This window comes from Hymenobacter qilianensis, assembly GCF_014638675.1.
GTDB lineage: Bacteria > Bacteroidota > Bacteroidia > Cytophagales > Hymenobacteraceae > Hymenobacter > Hymenobacter qilianensis.
In genome coordinates, this window is sequence record NZ_BMFN01000001.1 from 261,841 (window position 1) to 287,920 (window position 26,080).

Below are 26,080 nucleotides of genomic sequence, written 5' to 3' on the forward strand. Positions count from 1 at the left end.
AATACGTACGAGTTTTTATAGCGTATGTAGTAATGCAAGGGCAAATTACCGGATTAATTTACCCAAAACACCCACACCAGTGCCTAACGCGGCAGTATCCGTTGATGTTGTTGCAAATTGCCCCCCGGTTATTCAAAATCCGGCGCAACCACAACCCAACACGTATTTTATGGGTTGGTAGATAGTACAACCTATTTTTCATCCCTTACTCATCTTATTATGGCAGATCATGCAGGCAAAGCCGTATGGAACGGCGACCAAAAAGGCAGCGGCACTCTCACCACCCAAAGTGGTGCTCTAAACGCACCCTATTCGGTGGGTAGCCGCTTCGAAGGCAAGCAGGGCACCAATCCGGAAGAGCTGGTGGGCGCGGCGCACGCGGGTTGCTACACCATGTTCTTAGCCATTCAGCTCAGCAAGGCCGGCGCGCAGGTGCAGCAGCTCAACACTGAATCGAAAGTGACCATGGACACAGTGGATGGTAAGCCCAAAGTCACCAAGATTCACGTCACAACGGAAGGGCAGGTAACCGGCATCTCGCCCGAAGACTTTCAGAAGCACGCCGAAGACGCCAAGCTAAATTGCCCCATTTCGCAGCTCTTACAAGCTGTGCCCGAAATGACGTTGAGCGCCAGCCTCAAGTAATATCGGGCGGCGACAGTGCCCGTTGGCTAATGCAGCCGATGCCGATTATGAAGCAACTAAAAACCGGTAAAGCCCCCAGCCTTACCGGTTTTTAGCTTACTTTGCTTTTTGCCGAATTATCTGTTCTTTATATGCCCGCTACTTCTACCCGTATTCGTCTGCAACCAGCCAATACCTCGCGCGTTCCGTTTTGGGGCCAGGTGCTCATTGCCTGCTTCTGGATTGCCTACACCTTGTTTTCTATGTCGTCGGATGATGGCGTAAACGATTATCACTTCCTGCACTGGGTATTTCTGGTGTTTAGCTTCGTGTATCTGGGCTACGTGCTGGTGCATAACGCACCCATATTCGGTACGCAGAGCTACTTGGAATTTACGCCCGGCTACATTGTGCACAAGGGTGGTTTGTTTCGGGCTAAGCAGGCTTTTGCCGCGGAAGATATTGCTAGTCTGGATTTTGTGGCTCAGCAACTCCGCATCAAGCTCAAAGCCGGCGACCAGTACAATCTGAGCATGCGCGAAGTAAGAGGTGTGCGCCGCAGACGCACCCTCCGCGACCAGGTCCGCACCTTTGCCCAGCAGCACCAGGTACCGCTGCGCGAGACGCAGCCAAATGCCTAGCCATTTGTAATAAATCAAAAATGCCCCCCCAGACGCTATCTGGGGGGCTTTTTTGTGACTGGAATTAAAGCTCAGGTTTACTTGCCAGCGAATTTCTTGCGCAGCTCCGCAATGGTGCTGCGGAAGCTCTTGTCGCTATCAATCAAGTCCGATACTGTTTGCACAGAGTGAATAACGGTGCTATGGTCGCGGCCACCGAAGTTGTGGCCGATGCTTTTGAGGGAGTGGCTAGTGTGCTCCTTGGCAAAATACATAGCTACCTGTCGCGCTGTTACGACTTCTTTTTTGCGGGTTTTGGCTTTCAGCAAATCAACTGGAATGCTGAAGTATTCAGCTACCGTTTTCTGGATGAAATCGAGGTTAACCTCAGCTTCTACTTCTTCAATAATGTGCCGCAATGCCTGCTTGGCCATTTCCAGGTCAATCTCCCGGCGATTGAGGCTACTTTGGGCCACCAGCGAAATGAGCACGCCTTCTAGCTCGCGCACGTTGGTATTCACGGAGTGCGCCAGATATTCCACAACCTGCGGCGGGATGTCGATACCATCCTGCTGCATTTTGTTCTGAATAATGGCCATGCGTGTTTCAAAGTCCGGGCTCTGCAAGTCGGCCGTAAGCCCCCACTTAAAGCGAGACAAAAGCCGATCTTCCAAACCGTTAAGGTCGCGCGGAGGCCGGTCGGACGTCATTACAATCTGACGGCCGGCTTGGTGCAGGTGGTTGAAGATGTGGAAGAACATCTCCTGGGTTTTATCCTTACCCGACAAAAACTGCACATCGTCCAGAATCAGGGTATCGACCAACAGATAGAAGTTGGCAAAGTCCTGCACGCCATTGTTGCGCAGGCTCTCGATAAACTGATTTGTAAACTTTTCCGCCGACACGTAGAGCACGAACTTATCGGGCGTAGTGGCCTTGATGTGGTTGCCGATGGCTTGCACCAAGTGCGTTTTACCCAAACCCACGCCGCCATAAATCATCAGCGGATTGAAGCTGGTTGTACCCGGCTTATTGGCTACGGCCAAACCTGCTGAGCGGGCCAGGCGGTTACAATCGCCCTCAATGTAGTTCTCGAAGGAATACGTATGGTTGAGCTGCGACTTCAGGTAGTTACGGTCGATGCCCTTTGCGGCCTCAAATGGGTTTCGTAGCGTGTCCGGATTGGCAGGCGCGCTGGCCGCGGCAGCTACATTGCGGGCCGATGCCGTTTGCGCACTGGCGGCTACCTGGGCCACGCTGTTATTGCCGGGCGTAGGATAAGCTGCCTTGCGCGCCGTCGGAATATTTACCGTGCGTGGCTTCGACTGGCCATTGCCCTGATCAACGACAATGCTGTACTCCAGGCGCCCTTCGTGGCCAAGCTCCTGGTAGATACTTTTCTTAAGCACATCCACATAATGCTCCTCCAACCATTCATAAAAGAACTGGCTGGGCACCTGAATAATCAGGACATTATGATGGAGCTGCACCGGCACGATGGGTTCGAACCAGGTGCGGAAGCTCTGCTCACCAATGTTTGCCTTGATGACGCGAAGACAGTTAGCCCATACGGTTTGGCAATCCTTCAGCATCAACAATATAAGGCAAAAGCAACGGGTGCAGGGTAGAAAATAGGGGTCAGAGCACGGGGCAGCCGGGCCCCGATTTTTTAGGGGGAGACAAAAATGTGGAAAAGTCAGGACACAAAAAAACGCTTGACTCCTTGCTTTTGTCAGGCAGTTCGCACGGGTACTACCGAAGCGGACGCCACTGAAGGTCGCCGCGACTTACGCTCGAACTCATAGTCTATACGGCCGAGGTTGATTCCGGACCAACCGACCTGATTAATTAACGTCCGATGGCCGTTAGGACCGTCGATTGGCACGGGCGCATCGAGGAAGGTATGGGTGTGACCGCCCAAAATCAGGTCGATGCCAGCTACCTGCGCAGCTAATTTATGGTCATCAACTTTTTCGTTTTTATACTGATATCCCAAGTGCGACAGGCAGACAACCAAATCGCACCGCTCCGTGTCGCGCAATCGGGCCACGGTGGTACGAGCCGTAGCAATGGGGTCGAGATAAACGGTTTTGCCAAAGTTTTTATCGGCGACCAAACCAGCCATTTCAATGCCTAAACCGAACACGCCGATGCGGTGCCCAGCCTTTGTGAACACCTTATAAGGTTGAAAACGACCAGCCAGCAGCGTTTGGGAGAAATCGTAGTTGGCAATCAGGAAAGGGAAGTTGGCGTTCGGCAGCTGCTTGGCCAGACCCTCTAACCCATTGTCAAAATCGTGGTTGCCGAGCGTGCCGGCATCATAGCCCATCTGCGACATGAGCTTGAACTCTAGCTCTCCTTCGAAGAAGTTGAAATAGGGCGTACCCTGAAATACGTCGCCCGAGTCGAGCAGCAGCACGTTAGGCTCCTGCGCCCGAATTTGCTGAATCAGAGTAGCCCGCCGCGCCATGCCCCCCATGCCCGCGAACTGCCCGCTGCCCTCCGGAAACGGCTCAATTCGCGAGTGCATATCGTTGGTGTGCAGAATAGTGAGGCGCGAGCCTTTGGTATCGGCGGCCAAGGCTGGCACTCCCAACAGGCTCAAGCTAGCGGCGCCAAGGGTCGAGTTTTTAAGAAAGTCGCGACGATTCATGCTTCTGATGTGCTAATAAGTTGCTGGGCTAACGAATACTGGATCGGGATGGTGCAAAGCTGGATGTTAGCGCACCCGGCCCTCTACTTTGGCCTCCACGGGCTTGCCTTCTTTGGTAAGCTGCCGAATGTGGTCAGCAATGGCATTGCGCAGCAATACGCCGGTGCCACGAGGCTTTATGGTTTTGAAGAACACCATATTATCACCGCCCCCAGCCAGATAATCGGAGATGGCGACGGTATATGTAGCGGCCAGATTAAACGACTTTCCCCCGATCAGGATACTGGTGGCTTTTCCATCAGGGCCTACGGTATAGGTAGCACCCGAAATAGCCATTTTGATACGCGCGGAATAGTCGAACAGCTGCTGCATTACGGGCCCTGGAACATCCAATACCACCAGCTCATTTTCGAAAGGCATAAGCTCAAAAATGCCCCCCAGCTTGATGGGTCCAGCGGGAATCTCGGCGCGCAGGCCGCCATTTGTTATTACACCCACATCAATGGGGCTGCCCATAGCGGCGCTGGCCCGCTGCCGCTGAATATCGGCAATAAAGTTGGCCAGCGGCGATTCGCCCGGGTTCTTTTTGAGCGCCACCGGCGCATTGCCAATCACTTCGGCCATCTGCTGCGTCACCTTCTGCTGATAGGGCTCAATGAGAGCCGCTATTTTGGGATCGGGGGGCAAAGTCTGGCCTACGGGCTGGGCCGTGGCGGGGGCCAATGTGGGCTTGGCCACGTAAGCCGCGCGCTGACAGGCTGGCGTTACGGCAACGGCAAGTAACAGACCGAGGCTGGCGACACGGGAGCGGAGAAAATGCATAGAAACAGCAAAAGGCGAAGAGACGGACTGCAAAGATAACGCTGGTCATTGGGCTTTTGCCCAAACCCGGTGCGGCATCTCCACAACTTTGATTGTCTGCTTCGCCTTTTGCTATCCGAGTTGCTATTTGCCTATCGTATATCCAACTAACACGGAGGTAGTAGTTGCACCAGACAATATTCCGGATTCGCTTAAGCTATCCATCTTATCCAATCGAGCTTCCAGCTGGAAAGTACCCGCCTTGCCTGCGGGCAGAAGCAGGCCGGCACCCAGCACTCCGCCGAAGTTACTTGGGCGCAACTCAATCTCCCGACTGCTGGGAGCAGGTGGCGATGCAACATCATAGGTAGTAGTCAGAACGGCATTCCTCTTGATATGAGCCGCAAGTTGCGGCCCAACCTGAATAAATGGTCTGATGGCACCCGTAGTGCGTGCATAGCGCAGAAGCGCAACCAAGTGCAGGCTCGTCGCCTCGACTACCAGATTACGCTGAGCCCGCTGAGTTAGAAAGGGTCCACTACCCGGACGCGTGTATTGCAGCTCGGTTGACTGCTTTGAGTACAATCCTTCCACACGCATCGACAGCTTTTCATTAAATCGTGATGGGGCGAAGTCAAACCCAAAGCCCATAATCGGGCCTACGGTGGAGCTCAACTTTTCCTCACCTTCGTCATTAAAAGTGAAAGCGCCCCGTTGGGCTCCTGCCAACAGACCCGCTTTGAAGCGGCCGGTACGAGGTGCAACAACTTGCGCAGTAGATCCGGTAGCGCAGTTATTGTAGCTGTTTACTAGCCTCGTCAGTTGGGACTCTACCAACTCGGCCCGCCCGAGCTGGGCCTGAACTGCTGGGCAACCATCCAATGTAGAATTTAATACGCTTCGGAAAGGATACGAACGAACTTTTACTTTTTGAACACCGCTGGGGCTTGATTTAGAGACAATGGTATCTTTTTGAATCAGCTCGACTACAGGCGCAGCGTCTTTCTTCACGTAGAAGTGACGTTGGTCGTCGCTGTCAACACTGGTTAGCAGTGCCACTTTGCCGAAGGCCAGTATTTCCAAAAAGGTGGCGCGGGCAGGTGCGGCAGGTAGAGGTTGACTCATGTATTTGGCACCCTGCTTAAAGCCGTAGCCGCGTAGCTGCTCCGGCTGATAATCAACGACAGCAGCCTGACCATCAGTGCGGAACCGGCATGACAATGCACTGCGCTGTGCTCCTTGATAAGCAATAAGGCCAGAGACCGTATCCCCAGCAGACTGCACAATATAGCCGACACGGAAATCAGATTGGGCAACCGCTGACATAGAAACGGTTGATAAAAGCAGTAAAAATCCTAAAGATTTGTTCATGTAAATAATAAAAGGGAGAAAGGAAGAAGCGCAGATTAAAGGAGCGGCCAAAGCCAAAAGCTGCGCGCCGCCGTACAAACAACTTGCCCAATTCGCCATTATTAGCCCGATGCGGTATCTTTAACCCGCATTCCTCACCGGAATCATAGGCTCTTTATCACTCCCGTATGGCCGATACCCCACGCCCGGCACCCGTTTCTTTTCCCGAGTTTCAAACCGTCAGCACGGAGGCCTGGCAGGAGCGTATCCGTCGTGACCTGAAGGGCGCCGACCCGGCTGCGCTGCTGTGGCACACCAGTGAAGGGTTTGACGTACAGCCTTTTTACCACAAGGAGGCGCTGGAAACGCTAGGCGATTTGCCCTCTCCCCTCCTGCCGGAGCCAGCGGCGCCCGACCGCGCTTGGCGCAATGTACCAGTGGTGCGCGTGGCGCCCCAGAACAGCGGGCATGATGCCGTGGATCAAGCCCGGATAAGCTTGGACCGTGGAGCCGACGGTGTGCATTTTATTTTCACCGACGATGCCAGCACTTTTGACGTTGATTATCTGCACAGTTTCCTCCCGCTTGAAACCACTTTTATTGGGTATTCGGTGCCGCACCACCCCAGCAGCCTGCTGGGTCGGCTGCTGGCAGCCAGTAACGAGCTGGGGGGCTTTTTACTAACGGATCCTCTCACTCACCACCATAACTCAGAGTTTGCCAGCCACTTGTCTGAGCTGCGGACGGTAATAAAGCTGACCCAGCATCTGTCTAAGTTTAAGGCGCTGACAGTTGATGCCAGCTTCTTCGGCAATCGGGGAGGCACCAATACCCAGCAGATCGGCTATGCGTTGAATGTGGCGGCAACTTATCTGCAGGCCCTGCCTAACGCCGATATGAGCGTGGCCGATGTGGCTACGGCCATGCAGCTCCATTTGGCCATAGGTACCAGTTACTTCCTCGAAATTGCGAAGCTGCGCGCCGTGCGCCGGTTGTGGGCGACCTTGCTTCATGCCTTCGATTTGCCCCCCAGCCTCGCCACAACGCTACGAATTCATACCAGCACCTCATCGTGGCTGCAAACTACCCTTGATCCGCACACCAACTTATTGCGTTTCACGACGGAGGCCATGGCAGCCGTCTTGGGTGGTGCTACCTCGCTTACCGTGACCCCATTCGACAGCCTGTACCGCGAGCCGAGCGAGTTTTCGGAGCGGCTGGCGCGCAACTTATCCATTATCCTGCGCGAAGAATCTCAGTTGGGCCGCGTACTTGACCCCGCCGCGGGCTCCTACTATCTCGAAACGCTCACCGACACCCTAGCCCGCGAGGCTTGGGCGCTTTTTCAGGCCACAGAAGCCAAAGGCGGTTTGCCTAAAGCCTGGGGCACTGTACTGGAAGAGTTGCGCATTGTCAGCCGCCAGCAGTTTCACCGCATAGCTACCGGCGAGCAAGTAATCGTGGGTAGCAACCGCTTCACGCAGGCCGAGGAAGAGTTTGAGTTCGATCCTAAAAAGCTACTGCGCAGCCGCAGCTTCGATACCACCCGTGCTGCGTATCCTACGGAAGTATTGCGGCTGGTAACGGCAATGCACTTCCGGCGGCAGTTGCAGCAGAATCAGCGGGCGGCGGTAGTGCTATTGGGTCAGGATGCGAACCGCGCCATTCTGGAGTCCTTCCTCAAAACCCTTCCCCAGGAGGAGCAGACCTCGCTACCGCTGCCCGAGCTAGCAGCCGATACGCTGTCGGTGCTTTTTTCCACGCCCGAGACAGTAACCTTGATGTACGCCACCGTGGACCAGTACCACGCCTTGGCCCGGGAAGTATCTGCTCCCGATACGGCCGACCTGTCAATCCATCTGCCTACTTTGCTCTCCAGTGATGTGGCAACCATGCAGGCTGCCGTTGAGCGTCATGGCTTCCAGGAGCTCAGCGTAAATACCTATAAAACCGACGATATCCTCGCCCGGCTTCAGGGAAAAACATAGGATTGCTTTCTGTAAGACGGCTTTTTGAAGCAATCAACCTCCGAGTAATCTTTAACTCCATACCCTAGGCCACCCAATCTATCCTCCATCCAATGAAGCCTGACTTTTCCCGGATTCCGTACGATGCAGCGCCGTTGCCGCCCGCCCCGGCTGCGCCCACCGAAACGCTGACGCCCGAACAGATTCCGCTCCGCAGCCACTATACGGCCCATGATGTGGCCGGCTTCGATCATATGGGTTTCGGAGCGGGCGTAGCACCTTATCTGCGCGGCCCCTACGCTACCATGTACGTGCAAAACCCGTGGACTATCCGGCAATACGCGGGTTTTTCGACGGCTGAGGAAAGCAATGCTTTCTACCGCAGGAACCTGGCTGGGGGGCAAAAAGGGCTTTCTGTCGCCTTTGATCTGGCTACGCACCGCGGCTACGACTCCGACCATCCGCGCGTGGAGGGCGATGTGGGAAAAGCGGGCGTCGCCATCGACTCGGTGGAGGATATGAATATTCTTTTCGACCAAATTCCGCTGGATCAGATGTCGGTGTCGATGACCATGAACGGGGCCGTGCTCCCGATTATGGCTTTCTATATTGTGGCCGCTGAAGAACAGGGCGTGAGTCCGGAGAAGCTGGCGGGCACGATTCAGAATGACATTCTGAAGGAGTTTATGGTGCGCAACACCTATATCTATCCGCCTGCCCCCAGCATGCGCATCATCGCCGACATCTTTGCTTATACGGCTAAGCACATGCCACGCTTCAACTCCATCAGCATCAGTGGCTACCACATGCAGGAAGCCGGTGCCACCGCCGATCTGGAGCTTGCCTACACCCTCGCCGACGGGCTGGAATATGTGCGCGCCGGCCTAGCCGTGGGTATGGATGTCGATCAATTCGCCCCCCGCCTGTCGTTTTTCTGGGCCATCGGCATGAATCACTTCATGGAGATTGCCAAGCTGCGCGCCGGGCGGCTGTTGTGGGCCAAGCTAATGCAGCAATTTGCCCCCCAGAATCCCAAATCATTGGCTTTACGCACCCATTGCCAGACTTCGGGCTATTCTCTTACGGAGCAGGACCCTTTCAACAACGTGGCGCGCACCTGCATCGAGGCGCTGACCGCAGCTTTAGGCGGTACGCAAAGTCTGCACACCAATGCGCTGGACGAGGCTATTGCCCTGCCCACCGACTTTTCCGCGCGTATTGCCCGCAACACCCAGCTTTACCTTCAGCATGAAACTGACATTACGCGCGTCGTGGATCCTTGGGGCGGCTCCTACTATGTGGAAAGCCTCACCCACCAGCTCGCCGACAAAGCCTGGGCGTTGATACAGGAAGTGGAGGAGCTGGGCGGTATGGCTAAAGCCATTGAGACCGGCTTGCCTAAAATGCGCATTGAGGAAGCTGCCGCCCGCAAGCAAGCCCGCATCGACTCAGGGAAGGAAATTATTGTGGGCGTCAATAAATACCGCCCTACCGAAGAGCACAAAATTGATGTGCTCGACATTGATAATGCCGCCGTACGGGAAGCGCAGCTCGCCCGCCTGGCAACCATCAAGGCCGAACGCGACACTAACGCTGTTCAAGCTGCGCTAGAAGCGCTAACCGCGGCGGCTCGTAGCGGCGCCGAAAATCTGCTGGAGCTAGCCGTACAAGCTGCCCGTATACGGGCTACGCTTGGTGAAATATCGGATGCGCTGGAGAAAGTATACGGCCGCCATCAGGCTACTATTCGCGCCATTTCGGGCGTGTATTCCGCTGAGCTGGACTACGACGCTGAGTTTCAGCGCACCCGTGAAATGGCTGACGAATACGCCAAGCTGGAAGGCCGGCGGCCGCGCATCCTGGTAGCGAAAATGGGCCAGGATGGCCACGACCGTGGCTCCAAAATCATTGCTACCAGTTTCGCCGATGTGGGCTTTGACGTAGACATTGGCCCCCTGTTTCAAACGCCGGCCGAGGTAGCCCGCCAGGCCACCGAAAACGACGTGCATGTAGTAGGCGTCAGTAGTTTAGCGGCGGGCCACAAGACCCTTATTCCACAGCTTATTGAGGAGCTAAAAAAACTTGACCGCGCAGATATTCTGGTAATTGCTGGTGGTGTGATTCCCGCTCAGGATTATGAGTTTCTCTTTGAGGCGGGAGTAGCTGGTGTGTATGGACCGGGAACGGTAATTGCGGTTGCAGCGCAAGAAATATTGCAAAAGCTGAAAGAGCAGTAAGAGTAGTGTGTCGCATAAGCTCTGTTTATGGGTTTTCCTACGGTCGGGGCTTATGCGACACACAATATACACTCAGCCTATATTGATTTTATAAGTAGTTACCCGCTATAGAAATTGGCGGCGAATACGTAAGTTTAACCGTATTACGCTGCTCATTCCTAGCTGAAACATAAGGTTTCAGCTTGCTTGGCCTTTACTTGACACGATACTTAAATAGTACAATTGACGAGCTTTACTTATCTGTTTTCTTAATTAATTTGGTTTATCCAAATGTTAATGACGATTTCTATAGGATTAAAATAATATTAAATCATAAATTGCATTGACAACGATTCAGCATACCTTCTTACAATCAATTTGATGAAAGCACAGTTACGAAATACTTTATCCCGGATTTATCGCACTAGTGAGCGTGTAGTACGGGAGAACTTACATCTGTACGATTCGGAAGATAAACTGATAGCTGATTCTCAGCATTACTGGGAAGGCATTGATCGTGAGTACATACCTGGGAATGCTCATTGGCGGGGCAAAGGCATATTTACCAATGACGACGAGCGGTGGCTCAAGATGGGTCGTCATAATTATGAGATGTATCGTCGCTTGGCTGGCGTAGCGACTGTGGATAATCAGCCGGCTACTATTGTCGACTGGGGCTGTGGCGGGGGGGCCAATGCTGTGCACTTCGCTCCCGGCTCGAGTCGCTATTATGGCACTGATATTACCTCTGCTAGTGTTAATGAGTGCCAGAAGCAACTAATACAGGAAGGCTACCACAACTTTGTTCCTGTTCAGTTTGAGGCTGGTACCCCTGAAACCGTCCTCAGCACAATTACAGAGCCCTGCGACCTGTTCTTCTCAACGTACGTCTTTGAGATTTTCCCTACCAAGGCGTATGGTACCCGCGTGCTGGACATAGCTTACAAGCTGTTAAGGCCAGGCGGGCAAGCGTTTATTCAAATCCGCTACGCCGATAATACCCCTATAAGCCAGCCACATCGTTGGGGCTACGCTCAGAATCTGCCTCACATGGTAACCTACCGGATTGAGGAGTTTTGGGAAAACGCTATTAGCTGCGGCTTCGAACCTCAACTCGTAACCTTGGAAATTGAGCAGGAGGTAAAATTGGGACGGCGCTATGCCTTTTATTTATTGACAAAGCCGGCTTAGTCTGGTTTTCTCAGCTATTTGCTGAAAAGAGGGCGGGCTTATGCAACAGTTTGTTGCATAAGCCCGCCCTCTTTTCAGTTAGGTTTCCACTTAGCAGAATAACGCACAGAAAATTCATTAAGCCGACTTCCTTGTACTGAAGTTTTGATAGTCCAAGGCTCGGAAGCGTGCTATGTACAGGTGTAGCTTTAGTAATAGCAGTACTGAGCTTACAGCCTGAACCCAGCAAGACTTAAATGAAAAACAGCTTTTAGCTCATCTGTAGAATCCAACTGTCGAGTTTAATTTATGCATCTTTTTTATATAATTGAATTATAATTATACATAATATAATTTTTATTGGGGCAAGGTTTCTTAAATCATACCTTGTATTCAAAGTTTTATGTCTCACCCTATACAAATAGTGTAATGAAAGGTCAGTTACGAAATATGTTAGCGCGGATTTACCGATCCAGTGAGCACGCAGTGCGGGAGAACTTACATCTGTATGATTCAGAAGATAAGTTAGTAACTGACTCTCAGCATTACTGGGATTCCTTTCATCGTGATTTTATTCCTGGCAAGGCTCACTGGCGGGGTACAGGCATTTTTGTTAATGACGATGAGCGGTGGCTCAAGATGGGTCGTCATAATTACGACACGTATCGTCGCTTGGCTGGCGTAGCAACTGTGGATAATCAGCCGGCTACTATTGTCGACTGGGGTTGCGGCGGGGGGGCCAATGCAGTGCACTTCGCCCCCGGCTCGAGTCGCTATTATGGCGCTGATGTTACAACGGCCAGTGTTATGGAATGCCAAAAGCAATTAATACAGGAAGGCTACCACAATTTTGTTCCGGTGCCGTTTAAAGTTGGTACTCCCGAGACGGTTCTTAACGTCATCACGGAGCCTATTGATCTGTTTCTCTGCGTCTACGTCTTTTGTGTTTTCCCTACCAAGGCCTATGGCTCCCGTGTGCTGGATATTGCTTATAAAATGTTAAAGCCGGGTGGGCAAGCGTTTATTGAGATTCGCTATGCTGACCATACTCCCATTAGCAAGCCGCATCGTTGGGGCTACGCCCAAAATATGCCTCACATGGTAACCTACCGGATTGAGGAGTTTTGGGAAAACGCAATAAAATGTGGCTTCGAGCCCCAGCTCGTTACCCTCGAGATTGAGCAGGAAGTGAGGATGGGCCGGCGTTATGCGTACTACTTGTTGACAAAGCCGGCTTAATCTGCTTATCATTAATTAGAACAGGCAGTCATAAAAGAAGCGCTGGCATATCTAATGGGTGTTAGATATGCCAGCGCTTCTTTTATGACTGCCTGTTGTTTGAAAGATTCTTTTATACAAAGCCGAAGCTTATCAACTAACGCGGCAACACATCGCGCCGATCCTTTCGGATCAAATTATCTACGCTCCAGGGTCCGGAGCCTTGGGCGGCGATGTACAGAAACACAAAGCAGTACACAACCGCCAGCTCTCCCTGATTCAACAGCGGAATTGCCCCCTGCGGCGCGTGAGCCATAAAGTAAGCTACCGCCATGGTGCCGCTGGCTACAAATGCCGCAACACGTGTCAGGAAGCCGAAGGCAATCAGGAGGCCGCCGACCAGCTCTATTATTCCGGCTAGGCCCATGAGCGAAGCAATTTCCACGGGCGGCTTATCACCGGGAAAACCTAGTAGTTTCTGGCTACCATGCATTGCGAAAAGCAAACCTACCACAATGCGAAGCAAAGCATAGATGTGGGGGGCAAATCTGGCTAAACTGTCCATCAGCAGAATATGTATATCCTCGTTATTGGCTTCAGAACGAGCGTTTCAGAAGCAATTTCGGGTTATACGGCAAATGGGCAGTAAGGTGGCTGAACAGTTATTGAAGCAATTGCAAAGCTTCCTCATTGCCTTGCTGCACCGCCAAGTCCAGCGCGGTAAGACCCCGGATATCGCGAATAGTAGTATCGGCGCCAGCGTCGAGCATGAGTTTTACCAGCTTATTGCGTCCGAACAAGGTGGCAAACATAAGGGCCGTGCCGCCGTTGCCATTCTGTAGGTTCAGATCGGCACCGTGCGCTATCAGCAGGCTGGCAACCTCGGCGTGGCCTTTGAAGCAGACGCCCATAAGGGCATTGTTGCCGCCGGCATCCTGCACATCTACATCGGCGCCGGCATCCAGCAGAAGTTTAACAGCTTCCAGCTGGTCATCGTAGGCAGCTACAATCAGTGGGGTAAAGCCTTTGCCATTCACCGTATTAACGTCGATGTTGGTGGCAATCAATTCTTTCAAATAAGAAACATCACCCCGACGGGCGGCATCAAACAGTAAATCTTCGGGGCGGGCGGATGAGAACGACATATGAGCGGTAAGTGTGTTGTAAATAAAAAGGCACGAAATCAATACGGATGCAGCGCTAAGTAGGCTGGCGCTGTAGCAGGCGACTAACTCAGCCGCTAACCGTAAAGCTTAACATACAAAATAAAGGCTCACTGGTTTAACGACTCTCACTTTATCGTTTGAAATAGAATGGATCTGCACCTCACAAATAAGATAGCTTTAGTAACAGGCTCTACCGCTGGCATCGGCCTGGCCATTGCCCAGCAGCTGGCCGCCGAAGGTGCCCACGTCATTATTACGGGTCGTACCGAAGCCCGGATTCAGGCGGCTACGGCAGCTATTCTGGCCCAAACGCCCACAGCCCAGGTACGCGGCGTGGCCGTAGACTTTGGACGCGCCGACGAAATACAGGACTTGCTGCGCGAAGTGCCCGCGGTGGATATTCTGGTGAACAACGTTGGCATTTTTGCCCCCCAGGAGTTTGCCGATATTACGGATGAAGACTGGATGCGCTTTTTTGAAATAAATGTGATGAGCGGCGTGCGGCTTTCGCGTCAGTATTTTCCGCTCATGCTTGCCCAGAACTGGGGACGCATCCTGTTTATTTCCAGTGAGTCGGGCCTACAGATCCCACAGGAAATGATTCATTACGGCACCACCAAAACGGCCCAACTTGGCGTGGCTCGTGGTTTGGCCGAACTGACAAAAGGCACCAACGTGACTGTAAATTCCGTGCTGCCTGGCCCCACAGCTTCCGAAGGCGTAGAGGATTTTCTGCAAAAGCTATCCGCGGAAGGCAAATCGAAGGAAGAAGCCGAGCACGATTTCTTCCAGAATGCCCGGCCGTCATCGTTGCTTCAGCGCTTTGCCACGCCCAAGGAAGTAGCCAATATGGTCGTGTATCTAGCTAGTCCGCTGGCTTCAGCCACTAATGGGGCCTCCGTACGGGTAGATGGCGGCGTGATACGGAGTATCGGCTAAACAAGCCTATCTGTCTTTCTCACGCATTTCCTGGCGACGCATGGGCATGGCGTCGATTGTCTCGAATAAGGCTTTGGGGTCGATGGGCTCGGTTTCTTTGCGCTTCACGCCACCATCCTTACCAATGAGCACCAGAGCAAAACCGCCTGGCTTTATACCCAGCGTCTGACGCACATACTGCTTTTCACTGGGGCTTAAGCTGGTCTCAATAGCTTCCAAGATGAGCATATCGCGTGCATTTACCTGCGTTTGGGCGGCAGCCATGCTTGCTTTTTGCTGCTTAAGCTCCGCTGATTCGGCCGTGGGCGCACAGAGAACAACAACGCGTTTTTGCCACCGCTGAGCTTTGATCCGCTCAGGCAAGGACGGTTTAGTAAGCGGCGTCTGAGCCAGCGTTGCCAAAGCAAAGCCACTGACCAACAATACCAGAGCAAAAGAGCGCAGCATATACAGGTCGGAATAAGGAAGGACAGTGTAAGTATAAGATCTGGGGGCTTTTTTGCGTTTTGCTGAGTTCAAAAAAGCCCCCCAGATCTTATTCAAACTCCGTAAACTGCCTATCTGTTACTTTTCACCGCCGGTTTTCACGGGCCTCTGCCGGCACTAGCTATATTACCTTGGCACGAAATTCCGTTTTCTTTCCAGTAGCGCCCCTTACCACATCTGCTCCGGCGCTTTGCAATTCTATGAAACGACTTCCTCTTCTGCTCCTACTTATTAGTCTGTTTACCAGCTCGTCAGCATGGGCTCAGGCCGAGCAATCTACCTGGTACTTCGGCAATATGGCGGGTCTAAGCTTTGCACAAGGCAAGCCCACTCCCCTTCTCGACAGCAAAATGGTGAGCTACGAGAACTGCGCCGTAGCTACTACCAAAAGCGGACAGTTGCTGTTTTACACGAATGGAGGCACTATTTTCAACCGGCAGCACCAGCCTATGCCCAACGGTCGTAAGCTGATGGGCGGGCAGGAAAGCACGCAAGGCGTGCTGATTGTGCCCGATCCCGGCAGCGGCAACGTGTTCTATGTGTTCACCACCGACTTTCAGGGTAGGCCCGGCGGCATGCGCTACTCCGTAGTGGACATGACCCGCGACAATGGGCTCGGCGACGTGCCGCGCGCCAATATGCTGCTCATTTCGCCGGTGGCCGAAAAGCTGGCGGCAGTGCGCCACCAAAACGGCCGCGACGTGTGGGTGGTGGGCCACCGCTGGAACTCCAATGCCTTTGTGGCTTACCTCGTAACGGCCGATGGCGTCCAAACGAAGCCTATTCTGAGCAACGTGGGCACTATGCACGCCGGTCCGGGCCGCAACGCCATCGGCTGCATGAAGTTCTCGCCAGATGGCAACAAGCTGGCAGCCGCAATCTGGCGCGAAAGCAACAAGTTCGAGGTCTTCGACTTCGACCGCACAACGGGCTTGGTGAGCAAGCCGCGCCAGTTTGGCCCCTATGAAGAAGCCTATGGTGTAGAGTTCTCGCCTGATGGCAGCAAGCTCTACGGCACCAATAACGGCACCGGCGGCGGGGCGGCCCAAATCTGGCAGTTCGATTTGAAGACCAGCAAAGCCACTAAAATAGGTGACTCCAAAAACCGTAAAATCGGGGCGCTCCAGCGGGGGCCGGATGGCAAAATATACGTGGCCCGCGAAGACAACCCCTTTTTGGGAGTTATTGAAAATCCCAATGCTGCGGGCCTGGCCTGTGGCTACAAAGACGATGGTATCAGTCTGGGGGGCAAACGTAGTAAGTTTGGCTTGCCTAATTTCATCGTCAAGTAAGGGCAACTCGCATATATGGCCAAACGCTTCACCGCAGACGAGTATGTAGCCGGCATTCAGGCCGGCAGCCGCGTGGTGCTGAGTCGCGCCATTACGCTGGCGGAAAGCACTTTGGCCACCGACCAACAACTTGCCCAGCAGGTTCTCGACGCGGTTATGCCTCAGGCGGGCCGCTCCATTCGGATAGGCATTACGGGCGTGCCGGGCGTGGGCAAAAGCACATTTATTGAAGCCCTTGGGCTGTATTTGGTAAACAAGCTGGGCAAAAAGCTGGCTGTACTGGCCGTCGACCCGACTAGCCAACGCAGCGGCGGCAGCATACTCGGCGATAAAACCCGCATGAGTGAGTTAGCTGCCCATTCAGCCGCCTACATTCGGCCTTCGCCGGCGGGCAGCTCCCTGGGGGGCGTTACGCGCAGCACCCGCGCGGCTATGCTCCTGTGCGAAGCGGCCGGCCACGACGTCATTTTTGTGGAAACCGTGGGCGTAGGCCAAAGCGAAACCGCCGTGCACGGCATGGTCGACTTTTTTCTGCTGCTGATGCTGGCCGGCGCCGGCGACGAGCTACAGGGCATCAAGAAAGGCATTATGGAAATGGCCGACGCCGTGACCATCACCAAGGCCGATGCGGGCAATGAATTAGCGGCTCGTCGTGCCCGCCGCGAGTACCAGAATGCGCTTCACCTTTTTCCCAAAGCCGCCTCTAGCTGGGCACCCGTCGTTACGACCAGTTCGGCGCTGACGGGTGCGGGCGTGGCCGAAGTCTGGGAGATAATAGAACAGTATCAAACGCAAATGCTGGCCAGCGGCTACTTTCAGCGGCGCCGGCAAGAGCAGAATCTGCACTGGCTGCACGAGGCCATCCGGCAGGAGCTGGAAGAGCGGTTCTACGCCAACCCACGCGTACAAAAGCAGCTGGCTGAGGTACGCGAGCAAGTGATGGGGGGCAAAAAATCCCCCTTCGGAGCAGCGGCCGAGCTATTAGGATTGCAGAGCGAAGCCCGGATTAACTAGGAAGCAATGCGCTGCTCCAGCAAGTCCCACTGGTTGCCGTAGCAGTCCTCAAACACGGCTACGCTGCCGTAGCTCTCGTGCCGGGGCTCTTCCAGAAACCGCACGCCCCGCTCTCGATACAAGGTGTAATCGCGCTGAAAATCATCGGTGTGCAGAAAAAGAAATACGCGCCCACCGGCCTGATTGCCGATTTGTTGCACTTGCTTCTCCGAGGCAGCCTGAGCCAAAAGCAACCTAGTGGAAGTTGACTGCGGCGGCGCTACCAGCACCCAGCGTTTGCCCTGCCCAAGGTCGGTATCTTCTACCAGCTCAAAGCCCAGCTTACTGGTGTAAAACGCGATGGCTTCGTCATAATCGCGCACGAGTAGTGTGAGAGCGCCGATGTGCTGTGGCATGGGTGGTAGCTGGGGAACAAAAAGAAAGAATGTGCGTCGTTTACCTAAATACCCTTACGCTTCAGCATCAGATAATCGAGATAATACAACACTTTGATTGACAATGAATTGCTGTGGGGCGTATTTACAGTGTTGGTCAGATTATCGAAGTAAAGCGGGGTGGCTTTGTCGGCCGTTAAGAAGCTGGAGCCCGCATTTTTCCATACTACGCTGATTTGGGAGCCGGGCGCAAACCACCACGAATACACGGCATCCACGTTGAAGGCGTTGAAGCTTGTGTCGCGGTTGCGGCGGTAGTCGATGGCTTCTTCCTGACCTTTTTCCAGCAGACGCAGGTAGTCGTAGTAGTGCACGTTGCTGGTGTAGTGGCGCGTGCGAATGGTAAACGACATTCGGTTATTGAACGTGTAAGACCCCGAAACAGTGTTGGTTACGGTAACTACTCGGCGCCGGCCCAATACTGACTCGTCCAGATAAAGCTCGTCCAGAGGTTCCTGGCTGCTCATGCCGCCGGCGTAGCCAATCTGGTTATCCTGCCGGCTCCAGCTCAAGTCGTAGCGAAAAGTCAGCTGATTACTCACCCGATAGCGCGGACTGATGCCGATGCCGAGGCCCGTACGGTTGGGCCGGCCCCGGTCCTGAGCATAGTAGCGGCCTGATAAGCTGATATCATAGGCCAGCTTCTTGCGGTAATCGGACGACACAAACATGCTGCCGCCTACGTTGGCGGGCACCCGCACGTACAAGCGGCCCAGCGGCGACACGCGCGGCTCGAAGTAGTCGTGGCGGCGCGGCGAGGCGTCAAAATTGCCCCCCACCGTCATAAAGTTCTTGGTGAACGTAGTGTTGCCGCCACCGTACAGCTCCACGCTCCGGTAGCGCCTGGGGCTATACAACACCTCGTTGCTGATGCCCCAATAGGTGTACATATTGTTCACCTTCCAGAACGGCTTGTACTTATTGTAGTTAAAGTCGATAGCCTGTTCGATGCTGTTATTGCTGAGCAGCAGCCCTAAATCGTTCGAGTCGTAGGTATCGGATTCAATGCCATGGCTTACTTTCCAGGTGAAGTTGCCACTGATCTTGCCAACCCCTACCAGGTATTTGAAGCCATCCTGGTTGTTTACGTCGGCGTCGGAGGCGAAAGACTTGCCGCGGCGGCGCGAGTACACCACCTGCCCATCAATGGCATAGGCATTCTTCTTGTCAGCAAAGCGAAAAAGCCCCCCAGTCACGTTGGCGTCGTAGGTTTGGCCCCAGCGCGTGACGTTGGTATTGACGAGACTCACGTAGGAGTTGTTCTTCAGGCTCTGATCCAGCACTACGATATTATAATTCGAAAAAGGCTGTGTCAGTACGTCGCGCTCCTGTCCGGTGCTGTCGCGCACGGTGGCATATACGTCGTTGCTTAAGGCATTGAACAGGCCAATACCTAAGCCTTTACTTGTCCGGCCCGATACTTTGGCGGCATTCAGCAGACGAGTTTCACCAGGATTTTTCACCAGTTGCTCGCCTTCCCTAAGCTGGCCATTGACGGCGTAAAAACCCACCGGCTGCGCCCCTACCCGACGAGAATAAAAGAGGTTGCCTTTATTAAAAAGCTCGGTTCCTTCGGTGAAAAACTGGCGGTTCTCGTTGTACTGCACCTCAAATGGCGTGAGGTTGAGCACCACGTTGTCGCTTTGCGTTTGGCCAAAGTCGGGTACCAGCGTGGCGTCGAGCGTGAAGCTCTCGTTGATGCCGTACTTAATATCGGCGCCGCCATTAAAAGAGAAGCTCGTGTTACGCACGCCCTGCTCCTGGTAAGGATAGTGGTTGAGATACGTGGATACGTAGGGCGTGAGCGACAGGCGCAGCGGCGGCTTGATGTCGCGGATGCCTTGCAGCTGGCCCCACTGATTCACAAAGCCATCGGCTTCAGGCTTTACCTCATTCCAGAAAAAGTCCTGATTGTCGCGCTTACGTCGGCGCATGAAGTTGAGCCCCCAGAGCTGCTCCGGCACGGCGCTAAAGCGAATGGCGGAATACGGAATGCGCATTTCCACGACCCAATCGGTACCGCGCAGGGCCGTGCGCGCGTCCCACACGGCATTCCAGGCAAAATCTTCGCCACTGGCCGGCGAGTAGCGCGCATCAAGCTGCACGCCGCCGGGCGTGATAAAGAAGCTGTAGCCGTTGAGCTTATCGTTGTAGGTATCGAGAAAGATGGCGATGAAGTCGGTGTTGCCGAGGTCGTCGCGGGCCGTCAGCTCACGCATGATGGAGTCGGCGGAGGTCTCGTGCATCACGGCTCCCACGTACAGGGCCGCATCATCGTACATCACGCGCACTTCCGTCGGCTGCTTCTCGCGCGGGCCGGGGTTTGGCCTATTCTGAATAAAATCGGTGGCGATGGGTGCCTCCTGCCACTGGGCTTCATCGAGCAGGCCATCGAGCTTAATCGGTTGGGTGAGGCGGACTGCCTGGAGTTGACGCTTGGGCGCTGCATTGGCATTAGGAGCCGGCGCTGTGGGGGGCAAATTTTGCCCGACAGCCATGGAGGTGATCAATACTAAACACCAACAAAGTAAAATTCGGCGCATATACTGTAAATGTGAAACCGGAATTTCCCGCCGGTAAGCCAATAGATGCACGAAGCCTGGCGAGAGTTGCCGCGGGGGGCATTTTTAATACCAAAGCCGGCTTTCTGTGTTAGAAAGCCGGCTTTTATCCAGAAAAGAAGAAAAAAAGGCTACTCCTGAATGGAGATGTTCATATTGAACTTACTGTTCTTGCCTTCGCCCAGCAGCTGCCGGTACTTAGCCGCCAGCTCATCCGACTGACGCTTGCCGTTCACGGTCATGCTGGTGGCATTGATTTGAAACTGATACGACTTGTCGTTCTTCCCAATCAGTCCATCCTTCCGCAATTGGTTGCCCAAATCCACGGAATTGATAGCTGGGACGCGGGGAGGCGCGGGAAGGCGTGGGGCGCGGGGCGCACGAGGTGGGGCAGGCGGGGCTGGTATGCCCGCTGCGCCAGGCGCGGCGGGCGCAGCAGGTATTCCGGGCGCAGCGGGCGCGGCCGGAGCCGCAGGTGGCGCAGGCGGAGCCATAATGTAAGTGCTGGAGCCGTCGTTGCTGGAGTAAATGCGGTTCACGTTGCCACCGTTGTAGCTCAGCAGCACTTTACCGGTGGCGCCTATCGTGCGGGCAGTGCCTTCTTCGTACAGCTTGCGGTATTTCGTAAAGACGGTTTCCGGCTGCTTCTGGCCATTCACTTTCAACTCGCTACCGGTAAGCTCAAACTTAAAGTTCTGCTTGTCCTTAATAAGCCCGTCTTTGAGCAGCTCGGCAATGATGGCGTCTTCCGCCTTGCGGGTTCGTGCTGCCCGTTCGGCCCGTTCTTTATCGCGCGCCGCCCGCTCACGTTCCCGCTCTACCCGCTGCTCTTCGCGCTCAACCTGGCTTCTTTCTCGAATGACTTGCTGATTGTCACGGTCTTCCTGTAGCCGGTCACGCTCCTCCTCAGCCGCTTCTTGCAACCGTTCGCGCTCTTCCCTGATATTATCAAACTGCGCTCTGATTCTGGCTTTTTCCTCATCGCTGTCAGCACGTTGCTCGGCAAGGCGCAATGCTTGCTCCGCCGACCGTAGTGCTTGTCGGCGTGCGTTCTCGCCTTGAATTATCTGGACGTTACCATCCAGGTTGCGCTTAAGCAACGCCATTGACTCATTGTTCAGGCGCAACAGCTGGATAGAGCGGCGTAGCTCATCCTTATTCAGGTCTATTACTCTCAGATTATTGGCGTCGAAGTCAAACTCGGATTCGTTGCGCCCTAACACACGTAGAGTCCGACCTGAGTTCAGGCGAATAACTTGGGTGCCTTCGTCTTTGCTCTTCTTTCGCGTCGCGTTCAGCTCTTGGGCATCAATGCGGTTTCCATCAACATACATTTCCGTCACGCGGCCTTTTTTGTCGCGCTCCAGTACTACCGTTGCCGCGTCGCGGCGGCTTCGCGCGCCATCCTGAATAATTACTACCCGGTTGTTATCGTCCTTCCGACGGCGCTTCTTTTTGTCTTTGTCCTTATCCTCGTCGTTCACATCCACTGCCTCCAATAAAGGACCCTGGGGAGCAATTTTGGCAACAGGTGGGGCCACCAGCAGACCGGGCATCAGCTCAGCACGCCAGGTATTGCCCGCAGCCATTGTCTCATTGCGGCTGATCTTGAAATGCGGATCAGCCATGGAGAAGGCCGTGCTCACGCCCAGCAGCACAATGCCCCCCAGCACCACAACGGCAGCCATAAAGCCTTCGGAAAATGTAGGGGCCGAACGGCGCTGCACCAGCCGCCGCACACGACTCAGCAGCGAGCCATCCGGTCCGACGGCAGCCACCGCCAGTCGGGGGGCTGAGAAACGGTCGTGACCAAGCTCGGCTAAGCCGGTAAGCGCTTGTGCCAGAGTAAGCGGGCTGCCGCACATGGCCGTAGCCATATCGTCGCAGCAGTTTTCGCGCTCGGTGCGCAGGCAGGCATTCACAAACCAAACGCCGGGATGATAGAAAAACAGAATTTCGGTTATGGACTGCACGAGGTTCATCAGGTAGTCGCGCCGGATAATATGTGCCAGCTCATGCGCCAGAATGGCCTCCAGATGTGCCTGGCTCAGCCCCGAAATGGTGCCCAGCGGCAGCAGAATAACCGGGCTTAGATGGCCTGCCACCAAGGGCGCTTTCACCAGCGCCGACTCCAGCAGCGTTACTGACCGCCGCAGGCCGGCCCGCTCACCCAGTTCCGTCAGGCGGCGCTGCCATACGGCCGGCAGCGGCCGCACGCGGTAGTGCCGCAAGCGGTCCAGATACGCCAGTCCGCCCAGAAAGCGTAGCGTCATAGCCAGTAAGCCCAGCAGCCACGCGGTCACAATAAGGGGCAGATGTTGATCGAAATATGGCAGCCACGACACATCGGCGGCGGCTGGTGCAGCAGCCTGTACCGTTGTGGCAGGTGCTGCGTGTTTATCAAAGGCATATACCAAGGGCAAATTGCCCCCCAGACTCGCAGGAACAACAGTGGATGTAGTTGCAGTTGTACTTGCCAACGCAGTGGGAATAACTGCCTCTCTGTCAAAGCTATCAGCCAGATAATAGCGGCCAAATGTAACGGCCGACAAGCTCAGCATCGCGACCAGCGCCACACCCGCCACCCGGTAGCGAATACGCGCCGTGTGCTGACGCAACAACAGCAGCAGACCGGCCAATGCCAGCGCCACTACGGCTCCCTGCCACAACGAATGCACGATAGTCCAGCCTAGGGCCCGGACAACGGCTGGGGATAGAAGATGCTCAAGCCAGTTCATTGGTCCCTCCTTTCTCGGTTGTGTTTTTTTGCTCTTCCATTTCGTTTAGCAGATCCCGAATCTGGTCCAGCTCTGCCTGAGAGGTGCGCTGGTGGCCCAGGGCCTGCACCACAAGCTTGAGCGCCGAGCCACCAAAAGCCGCATCCAAAAGCCGGTCGATGAGCAGGCCCTGGGTTTCCTCCTCACGCAAGGCTGCCCGATAGACGTGGGTGCGGCTGTCATCGTCGCGGAGCACGAGGCCCTTATCAAGCATGAGCTGAAGCAGCTTGAGCGTGGTGGTGTACCCTACATCGCGCTTTTTATTTAGCTCGTCGTTTACAAAGCGAACAGTGGTGGGGCCGTGCTGCCAGAGCACCTGCAAAATCTCCAGCTCCGATTCGGTAGGCTTAGGGAGGGGTGGCTTGCTCATTGATTTCGGACGTTATGGTGGTACGAAGAGATTCGTATGACAAACATATACGAAACTCATCGTACTAACAAGCTTTATCTACGAATATTTTCGTAAAGTAGATAGACGTGCCTTTATCCTTCTCAGATATTGGTCATTTATATGACAAGTTCAGAGGCAGGCTCTGCCTTTGCTTTCTACATAAGACGCTTGGTAAACAGAGCTAGCTGCGCACAGGGCAATACGCTACCAACTTAGATTTAACTAGGAGACATAAACTCCAACTCATGCTGATAAAGCCGTCACCATAACAATTATAACTAATTGCTTTCAAGATAATTACATTTACAAGAAAGCTAGTATTCAAATGTTTTTATATACGCAAAAGTGTCTGCCATAACTGTCGAGCTTTATGAAGAAAGCGTGAATATAATTATGATCAATTTTCAACTTAGCTGAAGGCACCCCGTATGATTTAACACCTGAGTATCACTAGGTAACCAATGATATAAGCGTGTCCACCTATGGAGCCTTCCAACAATCGTTTCGAGAACCAGCAGCCTTACCAGATGCCTGACCCACAGGTAACAATACCGGTGGTGGAAGAGCAAGTGCAGATCGGAAAGGATGTGGTGGAGACCGGCCGGATTCGGGTATCAAAGACGGTGCATGAAGAACAGCAGGTCGTAGACGTGCCTATTATTCAGGAAGAGGTAAACGTGGAGCGCGTGGCCATCAACCAATATGTAGCCACTCCGCCGGCAGTTCGCTACGAGGGCGACACGATGATCATGCCTATTCTGAGGGAGGTATTAGTCGTGGAAAAACGGCTGCTGCTGGTAGAAGAAGTGCGCATCACGAAGCATCAGACGGAAACGCGCACACCCCAACAGGTAACGCTACGCAAAGAGGAAATTCATTTACAACGCGTAGCACCTAACCCCTCTTCCTCCTCTGAACCAACTACTTAAGATTTACCATTACCCTATTTTTTATCATCCTTTCACCCACAACCCAAATACCTTAACAACATGGCACATACCGTAATAGGAGTTTTCAACACTGCCGCTGAGGCCCAGCGTGCCGTACAGCAACTTGAGCAGAATGGCTTTCAGCGGGACTACGTTGACGTAGCACCCTTTAATCAAACGGGTGCTTCGGGCAGCAACTATACTACTGGTGCTAATACCAGTACAAACACCACCGGCACGCGCGCCGAAGCCGTTGCAGATAATGCAGGCGACAAAATCGGTAATTTCTTCAGCAACCTGTTTGGTGGCGACGATGATAATACAACCCGTAACTACTCGAACGTAGTACGTAGCGGCAAATCGTTGGTAACGGTACACGCCCAGTCGGCCTCGGAAGCCGAGCGTGCCCGCGACCTGCTCGATGATCTTGGCGCAGTAGATGTTGATGATGTGGCTTCGCAATACGGTGCCGGCACTACTGGCAACGCGTATGCTGGTACTGGTACCCAAGCAACCACCGGCCAAACTGACCAGACTGGTTCGGTGAAAGTAATGGAAGAGCAGTTGCAGGTTGGTAAGCGTGTAGAGCAGACAGGCGGCGTGCGCGTACGCAGCCGCATTGTAGAGCGCCCAGTAGAAGAGCACCTGCGACTGCGGGAAGAGCACGTAAACGTGGAGCGCCATGCCGTAAACCGTCCGGCTACGGAGGCTGATTTCAATGCTTTCAAAGAAGGCGAAATCGAAATTACGGAGAGTGCTGAGCGCGCCGTTGTAGGCAAAGAGGCCCGCGTGGTGGAAGAAATCAGCCTTGGCAAAGAAGTGACTGAGCGGGAAGAAACCATTCGCGACACGGTACGCAAAACGGAAGTGGATATTGAGCAGATAAACAATCCCACAACCAACACGGCCAATGACCTAAATAACCCGAATAACCCAAACAGAAACGTATAAGCACTAAGCAGCTCATAATTTCCTGTTAACAAAAAAGGCGACCATAACTGGTCGCCTTTTTTATGTCGGAGCAAGCTCCTGGTCAAGTATATCCTAGTTATCTGAGTTCTGGGGGGCATTTTGGGCTCGTTTGCGCTTGAGCGTGATTCGCGCCCGACGACAAATGCCCCCCAGCGGCGGATTGAACTTCGACACGCACACTTTCACGGTATACACGTGCGGAAACTGGGTTAGAATCCGGTCCATCACCCGATGGCCTACATGCTCCAGCAGCCGCGCCGGAGCCAGCATTTCCTCGGCTACTAAGCGGTAAAGCACTTCGTAGTTCACGGTTTCCTGTAGCTTATCGGAAGCGCCGGCCGCGTGCAGGTCGGTTTGGATGTACAGGTCAACGCCGTACTTATTCCCGATTTTCTGCTCTTCATCATAATAGCCGTGAAAAGCGAAAAACTCCATGCCCTCCAGCGCGATTTGTCCCATGACGGTATGTGGTTAATGGTGGCGTAGCGCCTTGGTTTGAC

23 protein-coding genes are annotated in these 26,080 nt (G+C 54.0%); 11 read left to right on the plus strand and 12 right to left on the minus strand.

Annotated features, from left to right (window positions below; genetic code table 11):
- Window positions 1-219 precede the first annotated feature (219 nt).
- Window positions 220-645 carry an OsmC family peroxiredoxin gene (locus IEW06_RS01020; RefSeq protein ID WP_166073114.1) on the plus strand — a complete coding sequence of 142 codons (426 nt, stop codon included), beginning with the start codon at window positions 220-222 and terminating at the stop codon, window positions 643-645.
- A 131-nt stretch (window positions 646-776) separates the two neighbouring features.
- Complete coding sequence (locus tag IEW06_RS01025; protein WP_187731169.1) at window positions 777-1,265, plus strand: hypothetical protein; 489 nt, start codon at window positions 777-779, stop codon at window positions 1,263-1,265.
- A gap of 77 nt (window positions 1,266-1,342) precedes the next feature.
- On the opposite strand, the gene dnaA is transcribed toward IEW06_RS01025, so the two are convergent.
- From dnaA to IEW06_RS01045, 4 genes are all read right to left on the minus strand, one after another.
- On the minus strand, window positions 1,343-2,836 hold the full coding sequence (dnaA, locus tag IEW06_RS01030) for a chromosomal replication initiator protein DnaA (RefSeq protein WP_187731168.1): 1,494 nt from the start codon (window positions 2,834-2,836) through the stop codon (window positions 1,343-1,345).
- A gap of 140 nt (window positions 2,837-2,976) precedes the next feature.
- On the minus strand, window positions 2,977-3,897 hold the full coding sequence (locus IEW06_RS01035; RefSeq protein ID WP_187731167.1) for a bifunctional metallophosphatase/5'-nucleotidase: 921 nt from the start codon (window positions 3,895-3,897) through the stop codon (window positions 2,977-2,979).
- A 66-nt stretch (window positions 3,898-3,963) separates the two neighbouring features.
- Window positions 3,964-4,719, minus strand: coding sequence for a 5'-nucleotidase C-terminal domain-containing protein (locus tag IEW06_RS01040; RefSeq protein ID WP_187731166.1), 756 nt, complete (start codon window positions 4,717-4,719; stop codon window positions 3,964-3,966).
- 123 nt (window positions 4,720-4,842) lie between these two features.
- Window positions 4,843-6,069, minus strand: a complete 1,227-nt coding sequence (locus IEW06_RS01045; protein ID WP_188547218.1) for an outer membrane beta-barrel protein — start codon at window positions 6,067-6,069, stop codon at window positions 4,843-4,845.
- Window positions 6,070-6,236: 167 nt separating this feature from the next.
- Here IEW06_RS01045 and IEW06_RS01050 point away from each other — a divergent pair, with 167 nt between their 5' ends.
- The 4 genes from IEW06_RS01050 to IEW06_RS01065 all read left to right on the plus strand — a co-directional run bounded on the left by IEW06_RS01050 (window position 6,237) and on the right by IEW06_RS01065 (window position 12,640).
- Complete coding sequence (locus IEW06_RS01050) at window positions 6,237-8,036, plus strand: methylmalonyl-CoA mutase family protein (protein ID WP_188547220.1); 1,800 nt, start codon at window positions 6,237-6,239, stop codon at window positions 8,034-8,036.
- Window positions 8,037-8,128: 92 nt separating this feature from the next.
- Window positions 8,129-10,252: a methylmalonyl-CoA mutase gene (scpA, locus tag IEW06_RS01055; RefSeq protein WP_188547222.1), complete on the plus strand. Its 2,124-nt coding sequence runs from the start codon at window positions 8,129-8,131 to the stop codon at window positions 10,250-10,252.
- 360 nt (window positions 10,253-10,612) lie between these two features.
- A complete protein-coding gene (locus IEW06_RS01060) occupies window positions 10,613-11,422 on the plus strand; it encodes a class I SAM-dependent methyltransferase (protein ID WP_188547224.1) in 810 nt (269 codons plus the stop codon).
- A 408-nt stretch (window positions 11,423-11,830) separates the two neighbouring features.
- Window positions 11,831-12,640, plus strand: coding sequence for a class I SAM-dependent methyltransferase (locus IEW06_RS01065; protein ID WP_188547226.1), 810 nt, complete (start codon window positions 11,831-11,833; stop codon window positions 12,638-12,640).
- A gap of 136 nt (window positions 12,641-12,776) precedes the next feature.
- On the opposite strand, the gene IEW06_RS01070 is transcribed toward IEW06_RS01065, so the two are convergent.
- Complete coding sequence (locus IEW06_RS01070) at window positions 12,777-13,184, minus strand: DoxX family protein (RefSeq protein WP_188547228.1); 408 nt, start codon at window positions 13,182-13,184, stop codon at window positions 12,777-12,779.
- 97 nt (window positions 13,185-13,281) lie between these two features.
- Complete coding sequence (locus tag IEW06_RS01075) at window positions 13,282-13,764, minus strand: ankyrin repeat domain-containing protein (protein WP_187731160.1); 483 nt, start codon at window positions 13,762-13,764, stop codon at window positions 13,282-13,284.
- A 168-nt stretch (window positions 13,765-13,932) separates the two neighbouring features.
- On the opposite strand from IEW06_RS01075, the gene IEW06_RS01080 reads away from it, so the two are divergent.
- Window positions 13,933-14,724, plus strand: a complete 792-nt coding sequence (locus IEW06_RS01080) for an SDR family NAD(P)-dependent oxidoreductase (protein ID WP_187731159.1) — start codon at window positions 13,933-13,935, stop codon at window positions 14,722-14,724.
- Window positions 14,725-14,730: 6 nt separating this feature from the next.
- Here IEW06_RS01080 and IEW06_RS01085 read toward each other — a convergent pair whose 3' ends face one another.
- On the minus strand, window positions 14,731-15,171 hold the full coding sequence (locus tag IEW06_RS01085) for a DUF4174 domain-containing protein (RefSeq protein WP_187731158.1): 441 nt from the start codon (window positions 15,169-15,171) through the stop codon (window positions 14,731-14,733).
- A gap of 239 nt (window positions 15,172-15,410) precedes the next feature.
- Here IEW06_RS01085 and IEW06_RS01090 point away from each other — a divergent pair, with 239 nt between their 5' ends.
- Both IEW06_RS01090 and meaB read left to right on the plus strand, forming a co-directional pair.
- Complete coding sequence (locus IEW06_RS01090) at window positions 15,411-16,502, plus strand: WD40 repeat domain-containing protein (protein ID WP_188547230.1); 1,092 nt, start codon at window positions 15,411-15,413, stop codon at window positions 16,500-16,502.
- Between the two features lie 15 nt (window positions 16,503-16,517).
- Window positions 16,518-17,516 carry a methylmalonyl Co-A mutase-associated GTPase MeaB gene (gene meaB / locus IEW06_RS01095; protein ID WP_188547232.1) on the plus strand — a complete coding sequence of 333 codons (999 nt, stop codon included), beginning with the start codon at window positions 16,518-16,520 and terminating at the stop codon, window positions 17,514-17,516.
- Here the strand turns inward: meaB and IEW06_RS01100 are convergent.
- The 4 genes from IEW06_RS01100 to IEW06_RS01115 all read right to left on the minus strand — a co-directional run bounded on the left by IEW06_RS01100 (window position 17,513) and on the right by IEW06_RS01115 (window position 23,658).
- Window positions 17,513-17,911 (minus strand): VOC family protein, encoded by a 399-nt coding sequence (locus tag IEW06_RS01100; protein ID WP_187731156.1) that lies wholly within the window; start codon window positions 17,909-17,911, stop codon window positions 17,513-17,515. The two genes, meaB and IEW06_RS01100, sit on opposite strands and share 4 nt — an antisense overlap.
- Before the next feature lie 44 nt (window positions 17,912-17,955).
- Complete coding sequence (locus tag IEW06_RS01105; protein ID WP_187731155.1) at window positions 17,956-20,448, minus strand: DUF5916 domain-containing protein; 2,493 nt, start codon at window positions 20,446-20,448, stop codon at window positions 17,956-17,958.
- 194 nt (window positions 20,449-20,642) lie between these two features.
- Complete coding sequence (locus IEW06_RS01110) at window positions 20,643-23,189, minus strand: M56 family metallopeptidase (RefSeq protein WP_188547234.1); 2,547 nt, start codon at window positions 23,187-23,189, stop codon at window positions 20,643-20,645.
- Between the two features lie 46 nt (window positions 23,190-23,235).
- Complete coding sequence (locus IEW06_RS01115) at window positions 23,236-23,658, minus strand: BlaI/MecI/CopY family transcriptional regulator (RefSeq protein WP_187310073.1); 423 nt, start codon at window positions 23,656-23,658, stop codon at window positions 23,236-23,238.
- 503 nt (window positions 23,659-24,161) lie between these two features.
- Between IEW06_RS01115 and IEW06_RS01120 the strand changes: the two genes are divergently transcribed.
- Complete coding sequence (locus IEW06_RS01120; protein WP_187731153.1) at window positions 24,162-24,608, plus strand: YsnF/AvaK domain-containing protein; 447 nt, start codon at window positions 24,162-24,164, stop codon at window positions 24,606-24,608.
- A 60-nt stretch (window positions 24,609-24,668) separates the two neighbouring features.
- A complete protein-coding gene (locus IEW06_RS01125) occupies window positions 24,669-25,559 on the plus strand; it encodes a YsnF/AvaK domain-containing protein (RefSeq protein ID WP_187731152.1) in 891 nt (296 codons plus the stop codon).
- A 93-nt stretch (window positions 25,560-25,652) separates the two neighbouring features.
- Here IEW06_RS01125 and folB read toward each other — a convergent pair whose 3' ends face one another.
- A complete protein-coding gene (gene folB, locus IEW06_RS01130) occupies window positions 25,653-26,039 on the minus strand; it encodes a dihydroneopterin aldolase (protein WP_188547236.1) in 387 nt (128 codons plus the stop codon).
- Window positions 26,040-26,080 lie beyond the last annotated feature (41 nt).

What these genes read in the sequence shown, in the direction of transcription:
- IEW06_RS01040 (WP_187731166.1), bottom strand. Translation starts at nt 4,719, where the DNA reads ATGCATTTTCTCCGCTCCCGTGTCGCCAGCCTCGGTCTGTTACTTGCC.
- folB (WP_188547236.1), bottom strand. Translation starts at nt 26,039, where the DNA reads ATGGGACAAATCGCGCTGGAGGGCATGGAGTTTTTCGCTTTTCACGGC.
- IEW06_RS01100 (WP_187731156.1), bottom strand. Translation starts at nt 17,911, where the DNA reads ATGCCACAGCACATCGGCGCTCTCACACTACTCGTGCGCGATTATGAC.
- IEW06_RS01085 (WP_187731158.1), bottom strand. Translation starts at nt 15,171, where the DNA reads ATGCTGCGCTCTTTTGCTCTGGTATTGTTGGTCAGTGGCTTTGCTTTG.
- IEW06_RS01120 (WP_187731153.1), top strand. Translation starts at nt 24,162, where the DNA reads ATGGAGCCTTCCAACAATCGTTTCGAGAACCAGCAGCCTTACCAGATG.
- IEW06_RS01125 (WP_187731152.1), top strand. Translation starts at nt 24,669, where the DNA reads ATGGCACATACCGTAATAGGAGTTTTCAACACTGCCGCTGAGGCCCAG.
- meaB (WP_188547232.1), top strand. Translation starts at nt 16,518, where the DNA reads ATGGCCAAACGCTTCACCGCAGACGAGTATGTAGCCGGCATTCAGGCC.
- IEW06_RS01105 (WP_187731155.1), bottom strand. Translation starts at nt 20,448, where the DNA reads ATGGCTGTCGGGCAAAATTTGCCCCCCACAGCGCCGGCTCCTAATGCC.
- IEW06_RS01050 (WP_188547220.1), top strand. Translation starts at nt 6,237, where the DNA reads ATGGCCGATACCCCACGCCCGGCACCCGTTTCTTTTCCCGAGTTTCAA.
- IEW06_RS01020 (WP_166073114.1), top strand. Translation starts at nt 220, where the DNA reads ATGGCAGATCATGCAGGCAAAGCCGTATGGAACGGCGACCAAAAAGGC.
- IEW06_RS01080 (WP_187731159.1), top strand. Translation starts at nt 13,933, where the DNA reads ATGGATCTGCACCTCACAAATAAGATAGCTTTAGTAACAGGCTCTACC.
- IEW06_RS01090 (WP_188547230.1), top strand. Translation starts at nt 15,411, where the DNA reads ATGAAACGACTTCCTCTTCTGCTCCTACTTATTAGTCTGTTTACCAGC.
- IEW06_RS01070 (WP_188547228.1), bottom strand. Translation starts at nt 13,184, where the DNA reads ATGGACAGTTTAGCCAGATTTGCCCCCCACATCTATGCTTTGCTTCGC.
- IEW06_RS01060 (WP_188547224.1), top strand. Translation starts at nt 10,613, where the DNA reads ATGAAAGCACAGTTACGAAATACTTTATCCCGGATTTATCGCACTAGT.
- IEW06_RS01065 (WP_188547226.1), top strand. Translation starts at nt 11,831, where the DNA reads ATGAAAGGTCAGTTACGAAATATGTTAGCGCGGATTTACCGATCCAGT.
- IEW06_RS01045 (WP_188547218.1), bottom strand. Translation starts at nt 6,069, where the DNA reads ATGAACAAATCTTTAGGATTTTTACTGCTTTTATCAACCGTTTCTATG.
- IEW06_RS01115 (WP_187310073.1), bottom strand. Translation starts at nt 23,658, where the DNA reads ATGAGCAAGCCACCCCTCCCTAAGCCTACCGAATCGGAGCTGGAGATT.
- IEW06_RS01025 (WP_187731169.1), top strand. Translation starts at nt 777, where the DNA reads ATGCCCGCTACTTCTACCCGTATTCGTCTGCAACCAGCCAATACCTCG.
- IEW06_RS01035 (WP_187731167.1), bottom strand. Translation starts at nt 3,897, where the DNA reads ATGAATCGTCGCGACTTTCTTAAAAACTCGACCCTTGGCGCCGCTAGC.
- scpA (WP_188547222.1), top strand. Translation starts at nt 8,129, where the DNA reads ATGAAGCCTGACTTTTCCCGGATTCCGTACGATGCAGCGCCGTTGCCG.
- dnaA (WP_187731168.1), bottom strand. Translation starts at nt 2,836, where the DNA reads ATGCTGAAGGATTGCCAAACCGTATGGGCTAACTGTCTTCGCGTCATC.
- IEW06_RS01075 (WP_187731160.1), bottom strand. Translation starts at nt 13,764, where the DNA reads ATGTCGTTCTCATCCGCCCGCCCCGAAGATTTACTGTTTGATGCCGCC.